Annotated in this window: 17 protein-coding genes; 2 read left to right on the top strand and 15 right to left on the bottom strand. The window is 71.6% G+C overall.

The window, feature by feature from the left end; genetic code table 11:
* Positions 1 to 35 precede the first annotated feature (35 nt).
* Together WMF39_RS10395 and WMF39_RS10400 are read right to left on the bottom strand one after the other, a co-directional pair.
* Positions 36 to 449 (bottom strand): hypothetical protein, encoded by a 414-nt coding sequence (locus WMF39_RS10395; protein WP_437745378.1) that lies wholly within the window; start codon positions 447 to 449, stop codon positions 36 to 38.
* Positions 450 to 577: 128 nt separating this feature from the next.
* On the bottom strand, positions 578 to 943 hold the full coding sequence (locus tag WMF39_RS10400) for a hypothetical protein (RefSeq protein WP_437745379.1): 366 nt from the start codon (positions 941 to 943) through the stop codon (positions 578 to 580).
* 371 nt (positions 944 to 1314) lie between these two features.
* Between WMF39_RS10400 and WMF39_RS10405 the strand changes: the two genes are divergently transcribed.
* Complete coding sequence (locus tag WMF39_RS10405) at positions 1315 to 1536, top strand: hypothetical protein (RefSeq protein ID WP_437745380.1); 222 nt, start codon at positions 1315 to 1317, stop codon at positions 1534 to 1536.
* 25 nt (positions 1537 to 1561) lie between these two features.
* Here WMF39_RS10405 and WMF39_RS10410 read toward each other — a convergent pair whose 3' ends face one another.
* The 11 genes from WMF39_RS10410 to WMF39_RS10460 form a co-directional block, all read right to left on the bottom strand.
* Entirely contained in the window at positions 1562 to 2494 is a 933-nt protein-coding gene (locus WMF39_RS10410) for an HTTM domain-containing protein (RefSeq protein WP_437745381.1), read from the bottom strand.
* Positions 2491 to 3066, bottom strand: coding sequence for a hypothetical protein (locus WMF39_RS10415; RefSeq protein WP_437745382.1), 576 nt, complete (start codon positions 3064 to 3066; stop codon positions 2491 to 2493). Before WMF39_RS10415 ends, WMF39_RS10410 begins: the two co-directional genes overlap by 4 nt.
* On the bottom strand, positions 3063 to 5678 hold the full coding sequence (locus tag WMF39_RS10420; protein WP_437745383.1) for a hypothetical protein: 2616 nt from the start codon (positions 5676 to 5678) through the stop codon (positions 3063 to 3065). Before WMF39_RS10420 ends, WMF39_RS10415 begins: the two co-directional genes overlap by 4 nt.
* A 127-nt stretch (positions 5679 to 5805) precedes the next feature.
* Positions 5806 to 7074, bottom strand: coding sequence for a trypsin-like serine peptidase (locus tag WMF39_RS10425; RefSeq protein WP_437745384.1), 1269 nt, complete (start codon positions 7072 to 7074; stop codon positions 5806 to 5808).
* 136 nt (positions 7075 to 7210) lie between these two features.
* Positions 7211 to 7786 carry a monovalent cation/H(+) antiporter subunit G gene (gene mnhG, locus WMF39_RS10430; RefSeq protein WP_437745385.1) on the bottom strand — a complete coding sequence of 192 codons (576 nt, stop codon included), beginning with the start codon at positions 7784 to 7786 and terminating at the stop codon, positions 7211 to 7213.
* Positions 7783 to 8049 (bottom strand): monovalent cation/H+ antiporter complex subunit F, encoded by a 267-nt coding sequence (locus WMF39_RS10435; RefSeq protein WP_437745386.1) that lies wholly within the window; start codon positions 8047 to 8049, stop codon positions 7783 to 7785. The genes mnhG and WMF39_RS10435 overlap by 4 nt, the downstream gene beginning before the upstream one ends.
* A complete protein-coding gene (locus tag WMF39_RS10440) occupies positions 8046 to 8519 on the bottom strand; it encodes a Na+/H+ antiporter subunit E (protein ID WP_437745387.1) in 474 nt (157 codons plus the stop codon). The genes WMF39_RS10435 and WMF39_RS10440 overlap by 4 nt, the downstream gene beginning before the upstream one ends.
* The gene (locus tag WMF39_RS10445) at positions 8516 to 10027 is read right to left on the bottom strand and encodes a proton-conducting transporter transmembrane domain-containing protein (protein WP_437745388.1); all 1512 of its coding nucleotides are present in this window, start codon (positions 10025 to 10027) and stop codon (positions 8516 to 8518) included. Before WMF39_RS10445 ends, WMF39_RS10440 begins: the two co-directional genes overlap by 4 nt.
* Positions 10024 to 10371, bottom strand: a complete 348-nt coding sequence (locus WMF39_RS10450; RefSeq protein ID WP_437745389.1) for a Na+/H+ antiporter subunit C — start codon at positions 10369 to 10371, stop codon at positions 10024 to 10026. The genes WMF39_RS10445 and WMF39_RS10450 overlap by 4 nt, the downstream gene beginning before the upstream one ends.
* On the bottom strand, positions 10368 to 10787 hold the full coding sequence (locus tag WMF39_RS10455; protein WP_437745390.1) for a Na+/H+ antiporter subunit B: 420 nt from the start codon (positions 10785 to 10787) through the stop codon (positions 10368 to 10370). The genes WMF39_RS10450 and WMF39_RS10455 overlap by 4 nt, the downstream gene beginning before the upstream one ends.
* A gap of 3 nt (positions 10788 to 10790) precedes the next feature.
* Positions 10791 to 13079: a putative monovalent cation/H+ antiporter subunit A gene (locus WMF39_RS10460; protein ID WP_437745391.1), complete on the bottom strand. Its 2289-nt coding sequence runs from the start codon at positions 13077 to 13079 to the stop codon at positions 10791 to 10793.
* 211 nt (positions 13080 to 13290) lie between these two features.
* On the opposite strand from WMF39_RS10460, the gene WMF39_RS10465 reads away from it, so the two are divergent.
* Complete coding sequence (locus WMF39_RS10465; RefSeq protein WP_437745392.1) at positions 13291 to 15057, top strand: hypothetical protein; 1767 nt, start codon at positions 13291 to 13293, stop codon at positions 15055 to 15057.
* On the opposite strand, the gene WMF39_RS10470 is transcribed toward WMF39_RS10465, so the two are convergent.
* On the bottom strand, positions 15054 to 16739 hold the full coding sequence (locus tag WMF39_RS10470) for a response regulator (protein WP_437745393.1): 1686 nt from the start codon (positions 16737 to 16739) through the stop codon (positions 15054 to 15056). The genes WMF39_RS10465 and WMF39_RS10470 overlap by 4 nt on opposite strands.
* Before the next feature lie 66 nt (positions 16740 to 16805).
* Complete coding sequence (locus WMF39_RS10475) at positions 16806 to 19628, bottom strand: ATP-binding protein (protein ID WP_437745394.1); 2823 nt, start codon at positions 19626 to 19628, stop codon at positions 16806 to 16808.
* Positions 19629 to 19655: the final 27 nt, after the last annotated feature.

The raw sequence follows: 19655 nt of genomic DNA on the forward strand, positions 1-19655 counted from the left end.
GCGGCGCGTCGATCAACCCGCAAGCGGCTGGCTGCTCACGAGGGCGACGGGTGCGCCGCGCTCAGCGAGCGGGCCGGCGCCGTCGCAGCAGGGCGGCGGCGAGGCAGCCGGGAGAGCGGCAGGCCGAAGAGGCCGAGCGCGGTGAGCTCGATCCCCAGCACGGGCAGGAAAGCGGAGCCCGAACCCCCGGTGGCGAGGAGCTGCACGAGGGCGATCGGGGCCGCGATCGACAGGAGCGCTGTCGGGTACGTGACGCCGTGAAGCAACGCGAGCAGCACGCCGACGATCCCCACCGTGAGGCAGCCGTCGACGCTGGGGGTCATGTCCAGCGCGCCCGGCGTGCGCAGCGCGGCGCGGATCCACAGCAGGGAGCCAGTCCCCAGGAGGACCATCGCGATCGGCAGGTTGGCCGAGGAGCGGGTCGTCATCTTCGGTATCTGGAAAGCCATGGTTCCGGCCATGACAGCACGCGATATGCCATCACGGCTCCCGGGCGGCGGCGGGCCGGCCGGCGCGCTGCGCGATGCAGGGAGTGCGGGGCGGCGCACGCCTTGCGCGCCACGAGCCCCTGGTCCCATCAGGGCGAGGGCGGGCCGGGCTCCTCGCCGGCGCCGGGCTCGCCCGCGTCAGGGCGCTCGTGCGTTCGTGGTGGACGCGCTGGCTCGACGGGCGCGAGCCGGATGCCCAGGTTCAGGAGCTTCACACAGTCCTGCTCGCACGTGGGCCGCCCGCCGGGGAGAAGCGAGCAGTGTGCGACCTCGACGGGCTCCTCGGAGCGGCCGTCGACGACAAGTCGACACCGCACGGGAGCCCCGGTCCGTGGACAGACCAGGGTGGTCTCCGAGGTGTGGTAATGCCGCCGGGCGAGCAGGCTTCTCGTCCCGACGATCAACGCCACGACGCCTCCAGCAGCCGCCAGCAGCACGACGAGCCAGTCTGCCATCGCGACCCCCTGTGAAGAGCGCTGCGGCCTCCACCGCAGCACGTACGACGCAGCAAGGGGTGCGCCATGCGCTTCGCCGAGGCGTGGGCCAGCCGGCGCGGCACGGCCCGTTCCTCGTGTCATCGCGGATGCATTCCGCGCGCCTCTCGGCGCAGGGCGTGCGCCCCGGAACCCGAGGTGAGGAGCAGCAGCCCGCCCCGCCGCCGAGCGACGGCGTGAGGAGCCGTGAAGAAGCATGGGAATCGACGGCAACAGGCGCGATCCGGGTGCGGTCCTGGCGGCTCGCCATGGCGGCGCCGCGGGTCGACGTCTTCCGGCTCGATGATTGCAAACCGCCTTTCATCGGCGGATGGCCGCGGGAGGAGGTCGCCATGGCCTGTCATCTGGAAGAATCGGACAAGCTGGTGTGGATCGAGGTCGAGGGGGGTGGCACCGAGCCACGGAGGGTGCGCTGCCCGCGGCGGGCGGCGACGGTGGACGCGCGGGAGTGCTTCGCCTGCCCGCGCTACGCGACGCTCGCGATCCATCCGAGCGGGAAGAAGGTCTATCTCGTCTGCGAGCCGTTCGACGAGGAGCCGATCGAGCCCTCGTAGCGGCGCGCGAGCCCGGGAGCGCCCCTCACGGCCTCCCGTCCCCGATGGCTGCGTTCACGCGGCGCGGGCGCCTCAGATCGCGTATCTTCTCCAGCTCGAAGAACCCGGCGAACGCCACGCCGAGCAGCGGGTACGGGAACAGGATCGCCATCGTGAGCAGCACGCCGAGGTGGAAGAGCCAGGCGGCGCCGCAGAAGACGACCGCGACGCGCCGGCTGAACAGGGCGAGCGGCGCGCCGAGCTCCATGGCCAGGCTGGCGAGCGCGAGGGGCGGGAACAGGAACCCGTAGCGGACGAGCGCGCCGCCGAGCGGGGAGTGCGTGTCGCCGAGCGCGATCTTCCGGACGTTGTCGTAAGCGATGTAGTTGCGGAGGATGTCGCTCGTCGCCCAGTCGAGGCCGCTGTTCCGGAGCTTCGTGACCCCGGCGATGAAATACGACATCACCGTGATCGCGCAGAGCAGCCGGATCGGCCAGCCATAGCGGCCGTCCGGCGCCGGCGCCTGGGTGCCGGCGCGGCGCGCCGCGCGCGCGTCGAGCGAGTGCGCGTCCGCCGCGGCCCCGAGGCCGAGCGCGATGACGTGGAGCGCGAGGAGGTTCTCGGTGTGGAACACCATGCCCCAGGAGCTCCGGTAGCTCAGCACCCAGAGCAGGAGCGCGCCGAAGGCGGGCCCCGCGACGCGGAACCGGTAGCCCGCCACGAACGCCGCGCCGGCGGCGATCGCCGCGCCAAGGAGGCTCTGTACCGCCCAGAGGGGGAGCGGCGCGGACAGCACCGAGACCACGCCGACGGGCCTGAAGCTCTCCGGGGGCAGGTGGCTCACCCGCTGGAAGTGCACCGCGCGGACGCAGAGGTACACGAGGGCGAAGCCGCCGACCAGGAGCCGCAAGAGCGCGAGCCGCTCGGCGGGCGCCTCCGCGAAGAAGGCGCGGTCGAACCGCGCAAGGAGCCGCCTCATCGCGCGCCCACCTTGCACGTCGCGTGGAGCCTGGAGTCGATCGGGGCCTCCTGCCCCTCGAAGAAGGCGACGGCATCGAAGGTGTCGGTCCGGATCTCGACAGCGACGACATCCGCGTAGCCGTCCTGCGCCGCGACGCGCGCCGCGATGCCGCGGCAGAGCGCGCGGGCCGCGCGGGCGCCCTGACGGATGCTCTGCGCCAGCGTGGCCTTGGCCTGCAGCACCTCCTCGCTGCCCACGAGGCGCGGCGGGATCGGCCGCCGCCCGCCCCGGGAGTCCACGCCGACGGCGCGCTCCACGGCGGTCCGCGCGTCGTGGCGGCCCCACGAGAACATCGGGTAGGTGGACAGCGGAAAGCTGTCCACCGGTGGGCGGCGGAACAGCGGGGCGAGCATGAGGAGCAGGAACGCGGCGGTCACGCCGTACGCGTACGCCCGGCGCTCGCCGAAGCGAGCGGCCCCGCGCGGGCTCGATCCACCGCCGGCCCCGGCGCCCACGGGGCCGCCCCGCGGGCTCGGTCCACCGCCGGCGCCAGCGCTCGCGACGGCCTCTCCCTCGCCGCCCGCGCTCACAGAGGCCCCGCCGCCGGCGCGCTCCGCCCTGGCACGAGCCCGAGCATCCGGCCCCCGTGGCCGAGCGCGGCCCAGGCGTGCTGCACGTAATCGATGCGGATCCGGGGAGACGCCATGCTCTCGCTGAAGCCGCCCTCGATGACCACGTCGGGGCTGCAGGCGAAGCAGGTCGCGGGCGACCATTGCTGCCGCACGAGGAACCCGAGCACCCGCCGCATCAGCGCCTGATCGGGCGCGAGGTCCTCGCCGCGCGCCTCCTTGACCGCCATCGCCGCGGCCAGCGCCTCGCCGAACCCCGCCGTCGCCGTGTTGTGCGGCGGCAGCACGTTGCCGAACCCGTACCCTCCCACGAGATCGGGCGTCACCCCGCTGTCCTCGTCGAGCACGAGCCGCGACTTGAACGCCACGTAGTCGAGGCAGAACCGCTCGTAGTCGTCGCGGCGGTGGTGCCCGAGCGCCGCGCGCGCCGCGAGGCAGTGCCAGTTCTCCTCCATGTACACGAAATCACTGGCAAAATGGTCCCAGTAGCGGTTCGCGTAGTAGTCCATGGCGCGATCGACGGCGGCGCGCACGGCGGCCGCGGGCGGGAGCTCGGGGCTCGGCTCGCGGGCGGCGAGCGCCTCGAGCAGCGTCAGCGCGAGCACCGACTGGCCTCCCTCGTAGAGCTGCGTCGGGCCGAGGACGGGCGCGACGCGCGCTAGGTCGAGCTGCGGCGCGAAGCCGCCGTCGTCCCGCTGCGTGGCGAGCACCATGCGGGCGAGCCGCCCGATGAGCGCGTCGTGCGTGCGCGCCTTGTGGACGCCGTCGCGGCACGAGAGGAACGTGACAAGGCTCAGCGCCGTGGGGTTGAGGCCCGCGATCGTCCCGGGGCTGTCCTTGGGGTAGAAGAGCGCGCCGACGGCGTTGCCTTCGCCGGCCTTGCGCTCGAGCTTCGCGAGCAGCCCGAGCGAGCGCTGCACCACCTTCGCGAGCTCCGGCGACGTGGGCACGCCCTCGGCGCCGACCCCGAGCTCGCACAGGGCGAGCGTCGTGCCGGCCTGCCGCGCGATCGAGAACCCGTCGAACGACGCGCGCCCGGTGAACGGGTCGACGATGTAGCGGAACATGCCGTCCTTCCGCTGCGCGCCGAGGATGTAGCGCTGGGCCGCGGCCGCCGCCTGCTGCGCGGTCGCCTCGGTGAGCGGGACCGACGGCTCTCCGATCCGCGACAGGAGGTGGAGCGCGCCCTCGGCGTCGACGGCGTAGCTGAGCGTCTCGATCCGCACGAGGCCGTCCCGGAGCGCGGCGCCGCCGGCGGTGTGGCCGCCGGGCGGCTCGGGCTCGCCGAGGGCGCGGCGCAGGACCGCGAAGTCCACGCCGAAGCGGAAGTCGGGGACGCCGGCCAGCGGCGCGTTCGTGTTGAACGCGTCGAGCGCGATGAGCTGCCACGGCATGAGGCACCGCTCCGCGAGGCACAGGCCGTCGAGCCCGGGGCGCAGCGACAGCCCGTCGAGGCCGGGGCCGGGGGAGGCGAGCGGCTGCGCGGCCGAGACGACGTCGATCTTGAGCGGGCCGCGCAGGGCCTCGGCGAGCGCGCCGCGCAGCGCAGCCGCGGCGTCCTCGCCCGGCGCGGGCTGGAGGCAGCGGGTCGCGACGGCGGCGCGCTCGGGGTCGCGGCCGGGGGCGAGGTGGGTGACGACGAGGGTGGGGCGGTCGGGCTCCGGGGGCGCGGCGCACGCGGCCGGCGCCGTGGTCATGAGCGAGGGCGCCTTGGCCGGCGGCGGCGGGAGCGCGTCGAAGGAAGAGAGCGCCTCGCGCAGCGCCGCCCCGGTGCGCGACGGCGCGCCGCCCGGTACGGGCACGACGTCGGCCTTGGCGACGCGGTGGCGGAAGAGCAGCGAGAGGGCGGCCAGGACGACCAGCGCGGCGAGCGCGGAGAGCGCGGGCGAGGGCCGGCGCTTCGCGCGGAGCAGGCGGAGGCCGCCGGTCGAGGCGACGCCCCAGCACGCGAACGGCAGCGTGAGGAGCGCGACGACCGCCCAGACCGCGAGCAGCGCCGCCGCGATGCCGGTGCCGAGGCCGCGGTTCAGCGAGGCGACGTAGACGGCGGAGGAGAGGAGCCCGAAGCTCAGGAAGGCGAGGTAGCCGAGCGAGCAGAACGACGTCGCGCGGAAGGCGCGCGGCGCGAGCGGGTGGGGGAGGAGCGAGAGGACAGCGGTCGCGGCGTGGAGCAGCGCGAGCGCGGCGGTGACCACGGCGAAGAGCGTCCACGGCCGGAAGGGGAGGGAGAGCGCGGCCCAGGCGAAGACGGGGGCGTGCAGGGCGCTGAGCAGCCCGACCGCCCAGCGGCGCGCGTGCGGGCGCCGGGAGGCAGCGCCGCGGCTGGCGAGCGTGGGGGATTCGGCCGGGGGGGCGCTGTCCTGGAGCTGCTCCGAGGGCGGGGGGGGATCGGTGTCGGGCGCCTGCATGGTGCGGCGACGCTTAACACGGCGCCTGGCGCGCACGATCGCCGCCGTCGCCTGACCGCGGTTCGGGGGGCGACCGGCCTCGCGGCGCTCGACACTGGCGCCCTTCGCCTGGAGCGACAGGGACGCGACCTGGAGCATCCCCTCGAATTTTTCGGGAGAATTCACAGGGAGGCGAGGAGACGGGGAGTGAGATCCCACCCATCTCCCGTCTCCCCGCCTCTTGTTCAATTCCCCGCTAAAAATGCCAACAATACGAGGGATTTGTCAGGGGCACCACAGGCCTTCGTCCGACTCATTCGTCGACGCAACTGATGAGGCTGCCGGCGTCCGCGCAGATAGCGGACATCTCTGTTCCCCCGTTCCGGCAGTTGAACCAATCGACGTCGGCGAGGTGGTGGAGGCCGACCACGTTGCCCGACACGGCGTCGATGATCGGCGACCCGCTAGAGCCCCCTTCGCTGTCGCACGAGTAGCCGATCTGCGATCCAGAGCGCGTGCCGGAGTAGGTCCGATCGATCGCGTCGATCTGGCAGCGGAGGGTATGCGCCGCATCCCTCCAGTAGCCGATCTGCTTCGGCCTCCCGCCCGGGTGCTGAATGAAGTTGATGTGGTCGCCGACGCTGGGCGCCGCCGTCGTCGGGATGAGCTTGCCCCAGGTCGTCTGGGGGTTCTTCGCGGAGTCGCCCGTCAGCTGGATAAGCGTGTAATCGAGACCGCCTCCGGAACGGGTGCGGGTCCGGCTGTTCGTCTTGAGGAGGGTACTGCCAGCGAAGGGCTGGCCGTTTGCGATAGTCGTGCCAGAGCAGTCCGTGTACTGGTAACCAAAGCGGGCCTCCAGGCTTGTCGTCTCCGTCTGGGTGCTGATGCAATGGTTGTTGGTGATGAGCGTGTTGTCGTTCGCGCCGTCGATCAGCCAGCCCGTGCACAGGTACATGCCCGCGTCGCGCCGGAAGAGCAGCCGCGCCACTGGTCTCTGCTGGTCGTTGAGGTCGTGACACGCGATGTTCTCGCGACCCTCCGTGGCACACACGATATCCGGCGTGCCTCCGCCGGGCCTCCTCTCGAGGGAGACGCTGTGCGGCGTCGCCTCGCCCGATGTCACAGGGACCGGGGCGAGCGCGACCGTCCCGTGGCCGATGTCCGCGATCGAGAACCCGTGGCCACCGCCGGTGCTGCTGTGCAGCTCGACGATCGCCGTATCTCCGTCGATGGCGAACGCCCAGACGTCGCCGTCCCCGTTCGGGCCGCGGTCCTCGTACCGGAACGACTGCGCGCCGTCGGGGCTCGAGACGGTGACATAATCGCCCTTCGCGAGAGAGAAGTCGTTGAAGTGCACGCGCACGAACGTGGCGCCCGGCGAGGTGATCGCCTGCTTCCAGCCACCAGCGTAAGGGTGGGACGTCTCGGCCGCATACGCGATGACGTCACCCGCCCGGAGCGGCCCGGGCGCCGTCTCGAGCTCGTCCGGGTCGTCGGTTCCGCCTGCGCCGGGAGCGTCCACGTTCCCAGCACACCCCGTGAGAGCGAGGAGCGACCCGGCGACCAGCATCTTTCTGTTCATTACAACCCCCCTTCGTCCCGGCTCGCCGCAGGGAAGCGGCGCAAGCGGACGAACCGCATAGGATAAGAGAGGATGGCGAGCCTGGCAAACACGCCTACCCGCCGAGCGCCGGGGGCGTCGAGGTGCGGCTGGGGTGCTAGGCCTCGAAGATTTTACGCACGTGGCCGAGCTCTGCCGGCTCCACGAGCACTTCGAGCCTGTCGCCGGCCTCGAGGATCGTCTGGCCTCGGGGCACGACGGTCCCGCCCTCCCGGTGAACGGCGCGAATGAGCACGCCGGCAGGCAGCCCGAGCTCGGCGATACGCTTGCCGACGACGGCGGCCCCGGGCACGAGCTCGAACGTGCGGGTCCTCGGCTCTGTGCCGGCGAGGGTGTGGGTCGTCGGGTCGTAATGCGCCGCGAGCTCGTTCACCACGGTCTCCGGCGAGAGGGGCGTGTTGGTCGTGTAACCGGCGCGAGCGAGCAAGTGCGTCGCCACGGGCATCGTCAGCGCAACGAACGCGATGATGACGATGGCCCGGGTGGTGACGGCCGGGTCGTAGAAATGAAGGGCGGAGGCCGAGATGATGCACGTCATCCCGAACACCGAGGCCTTCGATGTCACCTGGAGTCGCGTGAACAGGTCCGGCATGCGCAGGATGCCCACGGCCGCGAGCAGCATGAAGATGCATCCGACGACGAGGAGCGCGCCCTCGACGAACTCGAGGATCACGACGTCTCCCCCTGCCGCTCGAGGTAGTGCGCGAACGCGATGGTGCCGAGGGAAAAGATGAGCGACAGCACCATCACCGCGTCGAGGAGGACGCCGTGGTCGGTCACCATCGCGTAGAGGGCGATGCCCCCGCTGCCGACCGTCGCCATGAGGTCCATGGCGACCACGCGGTCGGGCAGGCTCGGCCCGAGCAGGAGGCGGATGAACGCGACGACGAACGCCACCGTGACGACGGCGGTCGCGACGAGCAAGAGCGGGGTCATCGGAAGAGCTCCTTCACGCGGCGCTCGAGGTCGCTCTTGATGGTCGCGCGCAGCGCGTCGGCGCTGTCCACGAACATCGCATGGACGAAGAGGACCGTGCGGTCGCCCGAGACGTCGAGGCCAAAGGTGCCGGGCGTCAGGGCGAGGAGGATCGTCAGCACGGTGATCTCGAGATCGGTCGTCAGATCCAGGGGGACCGCGACGATGCCGGGTCGGCTCTTTCGCCTGATCGAAATGACGTCGCGGGCGACCCTGAGGTTCGCCCGCACCATCTCTTTCGCATAGAAGAGCATGAACGACAGCACCCCTGGCAGCTTCTCGAAATAGGTCGTGGGGCCGATCAGGCGCCGGAGCCAGAGGAGCAAGAGGTACCCGACGAGGAAGCCGAAGACGAGGCCCCCTGCGGTGGCGCGGCCGGTCAGGCCCACCCAGACGATCGCCAGGAACAGATTGAGGACGAGGGCTCTCATGGGCGACCCTCCCCCAGCACGGCGCGCACGTATTCGGTCGGATCGGCGAGCTGCGCGGCGGCCCGCTGGACGACGGCGAGGAGCGGCTCGGGCGCCATTCCGAGCGTGACGCCCAGCGCGGTCAAGAGGACGACCGGCACGTACAGGAGCGCGCGACGCCGCGCCCCGCTCTCGCGCGGGGCGAGGTCGGCCTCGGCGGGCGCGGGCTTCCAGAAGGCCTCGTTCCATATCTTCGTCATCGAAATGAGGGTGACGAGGCCGACGGCGAGGCTCGTGGCGACGACGGCCGCGGCCCCTCGCGAGCCGACCTCGAGCCCCGATCGCACCAGGATGAGCTTGGCCCAGAAACCCGACAGGGGCGGCATGCCGGCGAGGGAGAGGGCCGTGACGAGGAAGCAGGCGGAGAGCCCGGGGCTCCGCGCGAGGAGCCCGCCCTGAAGGTCGAGGGAAACGTCTTTCCCGTCGGATCGCATGATCCCGCTGATGAGGAAGAGGTTCGACTTGATGATGGCGTGGTGCAGGACGAAGAAGATCGCCCCCGAGAGGGACGACAGCGTGAACAGGCCGAGGCCCATGACCATGTAGCCGACCTGGCTCACGCTGTGAAACGCGAGGATCCGCCGGACCTCCCGGTGGGACACCGCGCCGAGCACGCCGACGGCCATGGTGAAGGCCGCGATCCCGAGGAGGAGCGCGTGGGTGGCTTCCCCGTCGCCCACGAAAAGGAGGGTGAAGCTACGCACGAGGGCGTAGACACCCACCTTCGTCAGGAGCCCCGCGAACAGCGCGGTGACCGTCACGGGGGGCGTGTGATACGAGTCCGGCAGCCAGAAGAAGAGGGGGAAGACAGCGGCCTTGATGCCGAACGCGACGAGGAAGATCATCGCGAGGGTGAACCGGATCGGCGGCGCGAGGCTCGGCAGCTTGAGCGAGAGGTCGGCCATGTTGAGGGCGTGCACGGATCCGTAGAGGATGCCGAGGCCGGTGAGGAACAGGGCGCTCGAGATCAGGTTCATCGCGACGTACTTGATCGCGCCCTGCATCTGCGGCCGCTCGTTGCCGAGCACCAGGAGGACGAAGGACGCGATCAGCGTCACCTCGAACCAGACATACAGATTGAAGAGGTCGCCGGTGACGAAGACCCCGTTCGTCCCCATGAGGAGCGCGTGCATGAGCGGGTAGAACCCGTGCGCCCGCCGTCCGCGGTCGATGTCCGACAGGGAGTAGATCGACGTGACGACCGCGATGACGCCCGAGAGCAGGACCATCAGCGCGGAGAAGAGGTCGACCACGAAGGTGATGCCGTACGGCGCGGGCCAGCCCCCGAGCTGGGTCGATTGAATGCCTCCCCGGTGCACGGCGCGGAGCAAGGCGATACCGACGGTGAGCTGAAGGACGCTCCCGACGAGCCCGAGCGCGCGCTGTCTCCCCACGCGTCGGAAGGAGAGGAGCGAGAGGGCCGCCGTGGCCAGGGGGACGAGGACGGGTAGGACGAGGAGCACCTTCATGGGCGGGTCGATTCGAGAGAGTCGATGTCGTCGCTGCCCATCGTCCGATGAACGCGATGAAGGAGGACGACGGCGAACGCGACGACCGCGAAGCTGATGACGATCGCCGTCAGGATCAGCGCCTGGGCCACGGGATCGGCCGGCGGCGCGTGGAAGGCCCCCTCCCCCTCGGGGATCAGCGGGGGACGGCCGCGGACGACGCCCGCTGCCGTGAGGATGAGGAGGTTCGTCCCGTGCCCGAGCAGCACGAGGCCGAAGGCGAGCTTCACGATGCTGCGCCGGAGCATGAGAAACAGCCCCGACGCATAGAGCCCGCCGACGACGATCGCGAGGAGGACCGTCATGAGCTCATCTCCGCGGCCATGAGGAGGATCATGAGCACCATGCCCATCACGGCGGCATACACGCCGACGTCGAACAGCACCGGCGTCCCCACCGCGACGTCGCCGAGCCCCGGCACGGGGACGGTCGCCCACACGCCTTGCAGGAAGGATCCGCCGGCCACGAGCCCGACGACGCCCGAGAGCAGGATCGTCGAGAGCCCGAGCCCCATGAGCGTCTGGGGCGCGACGCGGAGCAGCTGCCGCGTCGAGGGGACGTCGTGAGCGAGGATGTGGAGCGAGAACGCCGCTGCGATGATGAGCCCGCCGAGGAACCCGCCCCCGGGCTCGTTGTGACCGCGGAGGAGCGCGTAGATCGAGACGATGATCAGGAGCACCATCAAGACCGGCGTGGCGGCGCGCAGGATGACGGAGGGCATGGCTCAGGCCCCCTTCCGCGTGCGGGTCGCGAGCAGGGCATAGACCCCGATCCCGGCCACGCAGAGGACCGTGGACTCGCCCAGCGTGTCCATCGCCCGGAAATCCACGAGGATCACGTTGACGATGTCCCGCCCGTGGGCCTCCGGGTACCCCTTCGCCACGAAGAACTCGCGCAGGATCGGCTCCGGGGAGAGCGTCGACGACATGAGGATCAACAGGGTCACCGTGGCCCCGAAGATCACGGAGACGATCGCGTCCGGGATCCACACGCGCGCGGGGGATCGGGGCACGAAGCGCGGCAGGTGGTGCAGGACGAGGACGAAGATGACGACCGTCAGCACCTCGACCATGATCTGCGTCAGCGCGAGATCGAGCGCGCTGAAGATCACGTAGACGAGCATGACGCAGAGGCCGATCGCGCCGAGCGCGGCGACGACGGCGAGGCGCGATTGCGTGCGCGTCGCCATGGCCGCGGACGCGAGGATCACGCCCGCGAGCACGAGCTCCGGGAACTCCACCGTGAGCGACGGGATCGTGAAAGGGAGGCTCCGGAGCAGAGGCGTCCCGACGAGCACGACCGTCGTCAGGGCCGTGATGAGCAGATAACGGCGCAAATGCCCCGTCTGGAGCCGCCCGGTCAGCCACTCCGCGAACCGGAGGAGCCCCGCGAAGGCAGCGTCGTACACGCGCGCAGGGCCCCAGGCTCCGAGGCGCGTGGCGGCGTCGAGGAGGCGCCCTTCGCGGCCGGAGAGGACGCGGAAGAGCCCGAGGCCGGCGAGGAGCGTCGCGACGCTGAGCCCGAGTACGGGGGTCAGGCCGTGCCACAGGTGCAATTCGAGCCGCGCGGGCCGGGCGAGGATCGCGGTCGCCGCCGCGCTCGGGAGGTCGCCGAGGAGCCGCGGCGCCACCCCGAGGACGAGGCTCGCCGCCGCGAGCGTGGCTGGCCCGAGCCACAAGGACAGCGGCGCTTCGTTGGGGAGCGCGGGCGCCGCCGGAGGACCCCCGAAGAAGGGGCGATGGGCGACGACCAAGCTCACCACGACCAGGAGGGCGCTCGACAGGACCGCGGCCCCGGCGAGGACCGCCGTCATCGAGGGCGGCGCCAGGACGGCCTCGTAGAAGAGCTCTTTCGACAGGAAACCGAGGAGGGGCGGCGCCCCCGCGCTCGAGATCGCCGCCAGCACGGCCGCCGTCGCGGTGATCGGCATCCGCCGCGCGAGGCCCCGCAAGCGGGTGACGTCGCGGGTCCCGGTCTCGTGGTCCAGGGTCCCCGCGGTCATGAAGAGAGCGCCCTTGTACAGCGAATGCGCGACCAGATAGACCACCGCCGCGGAGACGGCCGCCCGGGTCCCGATGCCGAGGAGCATCGTGAGGAGGCCGAGCACGCTCACGGTCGAATAGGCGAGGATCCGCTTGAGGTCCTTCTGCGTGACCGCGAGCGCCGCGCCCGCCACCATCGTGGCGGCGCCGAAGCCCGTCACGACGAGGTACCATTGTCGCGTCGCGCCCAGCGTCGGATGCAGGCGCGCGAGCAGATAGACGCCGGCCTTCACCATCGTGGCCGAATGCAGATAAGCGCTGACCGGCGTGGGCGCCTCCATCGCCCGAGGGAGCCAGAAATGAAAGGGCACCTGCGCTGATTTCGTGAAGGCCCCCGCGAGGACGAGGAGCAGGATCGGCAGGTAGAGGGGGCCTTCGCGGACGACGTCCCCCGAGAACCGCGAAATCCGCGTCTCTCCGGTGACCACGACGAGGAGGACGAGGCCCGCGAGCATGGCGAGCCCGCCGCCGCCCGTCACGAGGAGCGCCGTCAAGGCGGCTTTGCGCGCCTCCGGCCGCTCGTGGTCCCACCCGATGAGGAGATACGAGCTCACGCTCGTCAGCTCCCAGCACACGAAGAGGAGAATGACGTCGTCGGCGAGCACGAGGCCCGCCATGGATCCCGTGAACAGGAGCAGGTAGGCGTAAAACCGCCCGAGCCGCGGGTGCGAGCGCAGGTACTCGCTCGCGTACACGAAGATCAGCGCGCCGATGCCGCAGATGAGCCCGAGGAACACGAGCGAGAGCCCATCCAGCCTCACCGCGAGCTCCACGCCGAGCGACGGGATCCACGGCAGCGACGCGTGATGGGCCTCCCCCTCGGCGAAGGGCCACGGGACGAACGGCACCGCGAACACGAGCACCGCGAGCGGGAGCGCCGCGAAGAGCCAGCCGGCCGGGCGCCCGAGCCCGCGGTGGAGGGCCGGCGCCAGCAGCGCTCCGACGAACACGCTCAGGACAGCCCACAGCATCGCAGCAGGTTCCCCTTCGATGCCGGCGAGGGTCCGAGGCGTTCGGGCCCACGGCCTGCCGAGCGGGCTCGACGCGCTGTTTGCCCTCGTTCCCGCGGCGCCGGCGAGCGCGATCGGGCGAGCGCGCCGTGCCGAGCAGCCCGCCTCATAGCGGCCGTGCGCTCGACGGCTGTGCCGCGATGCGCGGCGGGCGCAGAGCATCGGATGCGGCATGGATGCGCAGCGCGCCAAGGCGAGGCCCGCCGCCCGCCGCCCGCTCGCGGCGCTGCTCCTCGCAGCGCCGCTCCTCCTGGCGAGCTGCGGCCGGGCGCCCGCCGCCCGCCGGGTGGAGCCGCGCGTGCGGGCCGTCCTGGAGGCGCACGGGGCGCCTGCGCTCCCGGCGCCGCCTTCCGCGGAATCGGTCCCGCTGCTGCTCGTCGCCGACGCCGCGCCGAGTGCGCCCGCGCCCGCGCCCGCGAAGCGCCCGCCGGGAGCGGCGCTGCCGGCGCCGGAAGCCGTCGTGTCGGCGGCCGTGCCGTTCGCGCCGGGCGCGCTGCGCGACGTCCGGTTCATCCGCCTGCGCGACGCGCGCGGCGCGGCGGTCCCGCTCCGCGCGAAGCCGCTCGCCGTCTGGCCCAGGGGCCGCTCGATCCGCAGCGCGCTCCTCGTCTTCCGCGCCGCGCTCGCGCCCGGAGAACGAGCGATCTACACGCTGGATTTCGGCGCCCCTTCGCCATCGTCACCTTCGCAGCGCGCCGACCGCCAAGCTCCCCCGGCCCCCCGGCTCACCCAGGTCCCGCGGCCCTTCCAGATCCCTCGGGGCGCCGTGCTCGACGAGGCGCTCCTGCCGAACCCGGACGGCCCGATCGCGGCGGTGCTGCCGCCGTCGTGGTACGCGGCGAGCCTGGTGTCCGGGCCGCAGCTCCCGGCCATGGACGATCGCCGCTTCCCCGGCTTCGAGGCGGGCATCGAGGGCGCGCTCGCCCGCATGACGCCCGCCTACGACGCGTACGGTGTCAGCTGCGCGGCCCCGTACCGCACGTACTACGACGGCCCGCACGCGCTCTACCAGCGCTTCCTCCGCAACGGCGACGCCGCGCGCTACCGGCGCGCGCGCGCCGAGGCCGTCTGGTACCGGCAGCACGAGCTCAGGTTCTCGCCCGATCGCCGCCTCGCGGTCCACGTCTGCGAGCGCGACGACTGGAGCCCGGCGGCGCCCCTCTCCTGGCAAGTCCTCCGGCGCATGCTCGGCCAGGGGATGGTCGACGACTACCTGCTCACCGGCGATCCGGCGGCCAGGGAGGCGGTCCTCGCCATGGGCGAGGCCCTCCGGCAGAACCAGGCCGCGCTCACGGGCGGAAGGGAGGACGTGCTGCGCGTGACCGAGCGCAACATGGCCTGGGTGATGATGACCCTGTCGAGCTACTACGCGCTCGACCCGCGGCCGGAGCTCCTGTCGACGCTGCGCGGGCTCGCGGATCGCACGGTCGCGTGGCAGCAGCAGGGCGCGTCGGGCGCGTTCGAGCACGACCTGACCCGCGCCGACCCGTCGGAGTGCGAGCGCGGCCCGCGCGGCGGCTCGCCGTTCATGACCGCGCTGCTCGTCGACGCGCTCATGGACTACCACGCGCTCACCGGCGACCCGCGCGTCCGCGAGGTGGTCGCGCGCGCGGCAGGCTGGCTCGCCGAGCGCGCCATCACCTCGGACGGGCGCGCGTTCCGGTACCTGTGGGGCTGCGAGACCGACGCGTACGACGACAGCGGGACGGCCGACCTCAACCTGCTGATCGTGCCCGTGTTCGGCGCCGCCTACGCGCTGACGCGCGAGCCGCGGTGGATCGAGGTGGGCGACGCGCTGGCCGACGTCGGCGTGAAGGAGATGCTGGTGAAGGAGCCCAAGCACTGGAACCAGGCGATGCGCGCGTTCGGGCGCTACCTGGGGTACCGGGCGGCGCTCCCCGCCGCGGCGAGCGAATGGCCGCGATCCGCCGGTCGTTAATCATGGCCGCTCCTGCGCCCGGGCGCGCCGCCGTTGCGGGCGTGCTTGCCGTTGACGTGCAGGCCCGCCACGCCGTCGCCGGCCTGCTGGAGCGCATAGCCGATGCCGCTCTGGAGCGTCCCCTTGGTCACCACGGCGCCGAGATCGACGCCCAGATCGATGAGCGTCTGCGCCAGCTCGGCGCGGATGCCGGTGATCACCGTCTTCGACCCGAGCAGCCGCAGCGCCATCGCCGTGCTCATCAGCGTGCTCGCGACCGCCGAGTCGAGCACGGTCACCCCGGTGACGTCGATGATGACGACCTTCGCCCGGTTCGCCTGGACGCCGTTCAGCGCCGCCTCGAGCGCCTGCTCCGCTCGCGCGGAGTCGATCGTCCCGATGAGCGGCATCACCATGATGTGATCGGTGATCGGGATGAGCGGCGTCGAGAGCTCCGCGAGCCGGGCGCTCTGCGCGTCGATGACCTCCGCCTGCAGCGCGGCGCGCTCCTCCTCGGCCCGGGCGCGCTCCTCCTCGGCCCGGGCGCGCTCCACGAGCTCCCGCTGCAGGCGCTCGTTCGTCTGGCGGAGCTCCTCCGTCTGGCGCGCCACCTCGGTCTCCAGGCGCTCGTTCGAGCGGCGGAGCTCGGACGTCATGTCCGCCAGGTGCCCGTAGAGCAGGGCGTTCTTCACGGCCACCGCCGCCTGGGAGGCCAGAAGCCCGAGCGTCTCCAGCTGCGCCGCGAGCAGCGGCTCCGGCGCCGCGTCGCCCTCGATGTAGAGGACGCCGATCAGCTCGCCCTGGCACATCATGGCCAGGCAGAGGATCGACCTCGGCCCCTTCCCGGCGAGGTACCGCGCGTCCTCCGGGCGAGCGTCGCGGCTCGTGTCCCAGACGAAGATCGATTGCCGGGCCCGCGCGACCTCCTCCACGAGCGACGCCGCGAGATCGGCGCCCGGGCCCACCGGCTTCGAGAGCCCGAGCACCACCGTGTCCGGCTCGCTCGTGATCGACGCCTCGATCACCAGCCCGGACTCGCGCGAGAGCACGAGGACGCACTTCCGCGCGCCGGCATGCTCCAGCGTGAGCCGCATCAGCCGGTCGAGCACGTCGTCGAGGACGATCTCGCCCGAGACCGCCTGCGCCGCGCGGATGACCGTCGCCATCTGCGCCTGCGCCTGCGTGAGCCCCTCGAGCGCGCGCTCCAGCGCCACCGTGCGCTCTCCCACGCGCCTCTCCAGCTCCTGCGTGAGCCGCTGCAAGGCCGCCTCCGCCGCGATCCGCTCGTCCACCTGCGCGGCGAGGTGCATCGTCAGCCTCCTGAGCTTGGTGTGCACCCGGACGCGCGCGAGCAGCTCCTCGTCCAGGAACGGCTTGGCGAGGTAATCGACGGCCCCGAGGTTCAGGCCCTTCACCCGGTCCGCGGACAGGTCCGTGCTCGCCGTCATGAAGATGACGGGGATAGCGGCCGTGGCCGGGTCTCCCTTCAGCCGCCGGCACGTCTCGAACCCATCCATCCCATCCATCTTCACGTCGAGCAGGATGAGATCCGGCATCCCCTCCCTCGCGAGCCGGAGGGCGCGCGCGCCGTCCACCGCCACCGCGACCTCGAAGCCTGAGCCCGTCAGGGTATCGGACAAGAGACCGAGGTTCCTCGGGTTGTCGTCCACGATGAGTATCGTACCGGCTTCACTGGCATCCATCGTTCTACCCTCCAGGAGGCGCGCGCTCCCATTGCCACGACCAAGGCGCGCGCCGTCCAAGCAACGTCAATCGCGTAGGTGCATCTTGATGAAATCTTCAACCGCTTCCATCTTGAAATCCTGCATCAGGCGGCGCAGGTGCCTGCAAAACGGCGCGAGCTTCGGATCGGCGCGTTCGAGCCTGTCGAGGTGCTTCTGGAGCTGGTGGAAGAGCCCCCTGTGCGCGAGATCGAAGAGGAGCCGCAGATCCTCGGCGGCTGGGGCGGTCATCGGGAGATCTGCGCCGCCGGCGGGCTCGGGTGAGCTCGGGTCGCGGTGGGCGCCGGCGGGTGCCTCGCCCGGCGCGCCAGGATCGCCCTGCTGCTCGTAGATCCACGAGAGCCCGAGGTGCCGCTGGATCTTGTCGAAGACCTCCTCCAGCTGCAGCGGCTTCGGGAGGAAATCGTCGGCGCCCGCGGCCAGGCTCTTGTCCTGATCGGACAGGAAGACGCTCGCGGACGACGCGAAGATCTTCAATCCTGCTCGATCCGGCGCCTTCCGGAGCAGCCGCATCATCTCCCAGCCGTCGAGCTCCGGCATCGCGAGGTCCGTGATCACCAGGTCGAACTCGCGCTCCGACGCCGCCGCGAGGCCCTCCTTGCCGTCCGTGGCCTCGGACGTCTCGAACCCGACGGACTGCAGCACCTTCACGAGCACCTCGCGGTTCTCGGGCTGGTCGTCGACCACGAGGATCCGCCGCCGCTTGCCCTCGTAGTCGACGACCGCCGAGGCGGGCCGGAGCGCCGTGGGCTGGGTTCGCCGGGGCGACTCGGCGAGGATCACGTCCATCCAGAACACGCTCCCCTTGCCGGGCTCGCTCCTCACCTCGATGGAGCTGCCGAGCAGCTTCATGATGCGCTGGCTGATCGCGAGCCCGAGCCCCGTCCCGTCGACGCGGCGCTTGCCGTCGCTGGCTTGCTTGAACGGGAGGAAGATCTGGTCGAGCTGATCCGGGCTGATGCCCGTCCCGGTGTCCTCGATCTCGAAGCGCACCCGGTGCGTCCTGCGCGGCGCGCTCTGGAGCGCGGCGGAGTCCGGCGCGGAGGCGTGCGGCGGGCGCGGCCCCTCGCCCAGCCGCTTGATCGTGAAGGAGACGCTGCCCTTCTCGGTGAACTTCACGGCGTTGCCGAGCAGGTTGATCAGCACCTGCCGCAGCCGCCGCTCGTCGGCGTAGACGTCGGTGGGGAGCTCGGGATCGGGCGTATACACGAGCGCGATGCCCTTCTCCTCGGCGCGGATGCGGCAGATCTCGGCCGTCGATCGCAGGAACGAGGGCAGGTGGAAATCGTTCGCGTGGGCCTCCATCGCCTGCGCCTCGATCTTCGCCAGATCGAGGACGTCGTTGATCAACGTGAGCAGGTGGGCGCCGGAGCGATGGATGACGTCGATCCCGCGCAGGTCCTGCTCGCTCAGCCCCCGCGAGCGCCGGAGGATCTGCGCGTAGCCGAGGATGCCGTTGAGCGGCGTCCTGAGCTCGTGGCTCATGTTGGCGAGGAAGTCGCTCTTCGCCTTGTTGGCGGCGTCCGCGGCGACCTTCGCCTCCTTCAGCTCGGCCGTGCGCTGCTCGACGCGGTGCTCGAGCTCCTCGAACGACCCCTGGATCTGGCGCGCCATCTGGTTGAACGACTCCGCCAGCGTGCCCATCTCGTCGTGGGATCGCACCTCGACCGCGGTGTCGAGCTTCCCGCTCGCCAGCTGCGACGCCGCCTGGGCGAGGCGGGTGATCGGCCTCGTCAGGACCTGCGCCATCAGGACGGCGACCGCCGTGACGATCGCGGCGATGAGCGAGGCGAGCAGCAGGGCGTCGCGCGTCGTCTTCTCCTCGATGGGCTCGAGGAACGCCGCCTCCGGCCGCACGAACGCCACGGTCCACGGCGGCTTCTTCATGCCGTCGAAGGCGCTCACGCGCGCGAGGGCCACCGCGCTCATGGGGGCGTCCCTCGCGGCCATGCGGGCCTGCAGGAAGCGGCTCGCCGTCGAGGTGGGGTCCTGCTCGCGCTCGAACCGGCGCAGCCCCTCGTCGAAGGCCCGCACGTCGGTCGACAGCTCCGCGGCCGGTTTGTCCGGCAGCCGCCGCTCCGCCTTGAGCCGGCCTTCGAGCTCCGGGGCGAGCGGCACCAGCGACTTGAACACGAGCTCCGGGGAGCGGCCGTGCGCCAGGCGGACGTGGTGCTCGTCGAGGAGGATCGCGAACGCGTCCGACGCCTCCAGGAGGCGCGTCTGGGAGAGGATGATCCGCTGGACGGCGGACAGGTTGTAGGTGCACCGGAGCACGCCGATCGTCTTCTTCTTGTTCAGCGCGTCGCGGATGGGGCTGCTGAAGACGAGCTGGGGCACCTCGCCGGCGAACACGACCGACGACGCGTACGGCAGGCCCGTCTCCACCGCGCCGACGAAGTAGTCCCGCTTGGATTCGTCCCTGTCGACGGGCGTCTGCACCGTGTCGAGGACGTTCTGCCCGCGCTGATCGAGCAGCGCGTACGAGAGAATGTTGATCGTGTCCTTCCGGATGAGCCCGTGCAGCGTCCTCGAGGCGCGCGCGTGCTCCTCGGTCCCGCTCCTCCGGGCCTCCTCGCCGAGGCTCAGGTAGCTGGTCAGCCCGGGCAGGCGGGCCTCGACGCGGACGGCGTCGAGGTTGCTCTCGATGAAGTCGTCGACGCTGTTCGCGGCCTGCGACGCGGCCGCGGCGAGCGCCTGGTTCGCGCTCTCGGTCAGCACCGTCTCGTTGGTCCGCTTGTTCAGGAGCGTGAGGATCGAGAGCGGCGCGAGCGCGACCGTCAGGAGCGCCACGATCAGCTTCATGCGGAGGGTGATCAGGGGGACCGGCAGCTGCTGCCTTGCGCGACTCATAGCGTTCGTCGAACCTCCGTGGTGGTG

The organism is Sorangium sp. So ce1504, from assembly GCF_051521635.1.
GTDB classification, from domain to species: Bacteria; Myxococcota_A; Polyangia; order Polyangiales; family Polyangiaceae; genus Sorangium; species Sorangium cellulosum_B.

What these genes read in the sequence shown, in the direction of transcription:
- WMF39_RS10395 (WP_437745378.1), bottom strand. Translation starts at nt 449, where the DNA reads ATGGCTTTCCAGATACCGAAGATGACGACCCGCTCCTCGGCCAACCTG.
- WMF39_RS10400 (WP_437745379.1), bottom strand. Translation starts at nt 943, where the DNA reads ATGGCAGACTGGCTCGTCGTGCTGCTGGCGGCTGCTGGAGGCGTCGTG.
- WMF39_RS10405 (WP_437745380.1), top strand. Translation starts at nt 1,315, where the DNA reads ATGGCCTGTCATCTGGAAGAATCGGACAAGCTGGTGTGGATCGAGGTC.
- WMF39_RS10410 (WP_437745381.1), bottom strand. Translation starts at nt 2,494, where the DNA reads ATGAGGCGGCTCCTTGCGCGGTTCGACCGCGCCTTCTTCGCGGAGGCG.
- WMF39_RS10425 (WP_437745384.1), bottom strand. Translation starts at nt 7,074, where the DNA reads ATGAACAGAAAGATGCTGGTCGCCGGGTCGCTCCTCGCTCTCACGGGG.
- WMF39_RS10435 (WP_437745386.1), bottom strand. Translation starts at nt 8,049, where the DNA reads ATGACCCCGCTCTTGCTCGTCGCGACCGCCGTCGTCACGGTGGCGTTC.
- WMF39_RS10440 (WP_437745387.1), bottom strand. Translation starts at nt 8,519, where the DNA reads ATGAGAGCCCTCGTCCTCAATCTGTTCCTGGCGATCGTCTGGGTGGGC.
- WMF39_RS10445 (WP_437745388.1), bottom strand. Translation starts at nt 10,027, where the DNA reads ATGAAGGTGCTCCTCGTCCTACCCGTCCTCGTCCCCCTGGCCACGGCG.
- WMF39_RS10450 (WP_437745389.1), bottom strand. Translation starts at nt 10,371, where the DNA reads ATGACGGTCCTCCTCGCGATCGTCGTCGGCGGGCTCTATGCGTCGGGG.
- WMF39_RS10455 (WP_437745390.1), bottom strand. Translation starts at nt 10,787, where the DNA reads ATGCCCTCCGTCATCCTGCGCGCCGCCACGCCGGTCTTGATGGTGCTC.
- WMF39_RS10460 (WP_437745391.1), bottom strand. Translation starts at nt 13,079, where the DNA reads ATGCTGTGGGCTGTCCTGAGCGTGTTCGTCGGAGCGCTGCTGGCGCCG.
- WMF39_RS10465 (WP_437745392.1), top strand. Translation starts at nt 13,291, where the DNA reads ATGGATGCGCAGCGCGCCAAGGCGAGGCCCGCCGCCCGCCGCCCGCTC.
- WMF39_RS10470 (WP_437745393.1), bottom strand. Translation starts at nt 16,739, where the DNA reads ATGGATGCCAGTGAAGCCGGTACGATACTCATCGTGGACGACAACCCG.
- WMF39_RS10475 (WP_437745394.1), bottom strand. Translation starts at nt 19,628, where the DNA reads ATGAGTCGCGCAAGGCAGCAGCTGCCGGTCCCCCTGATCACCCTCCGC.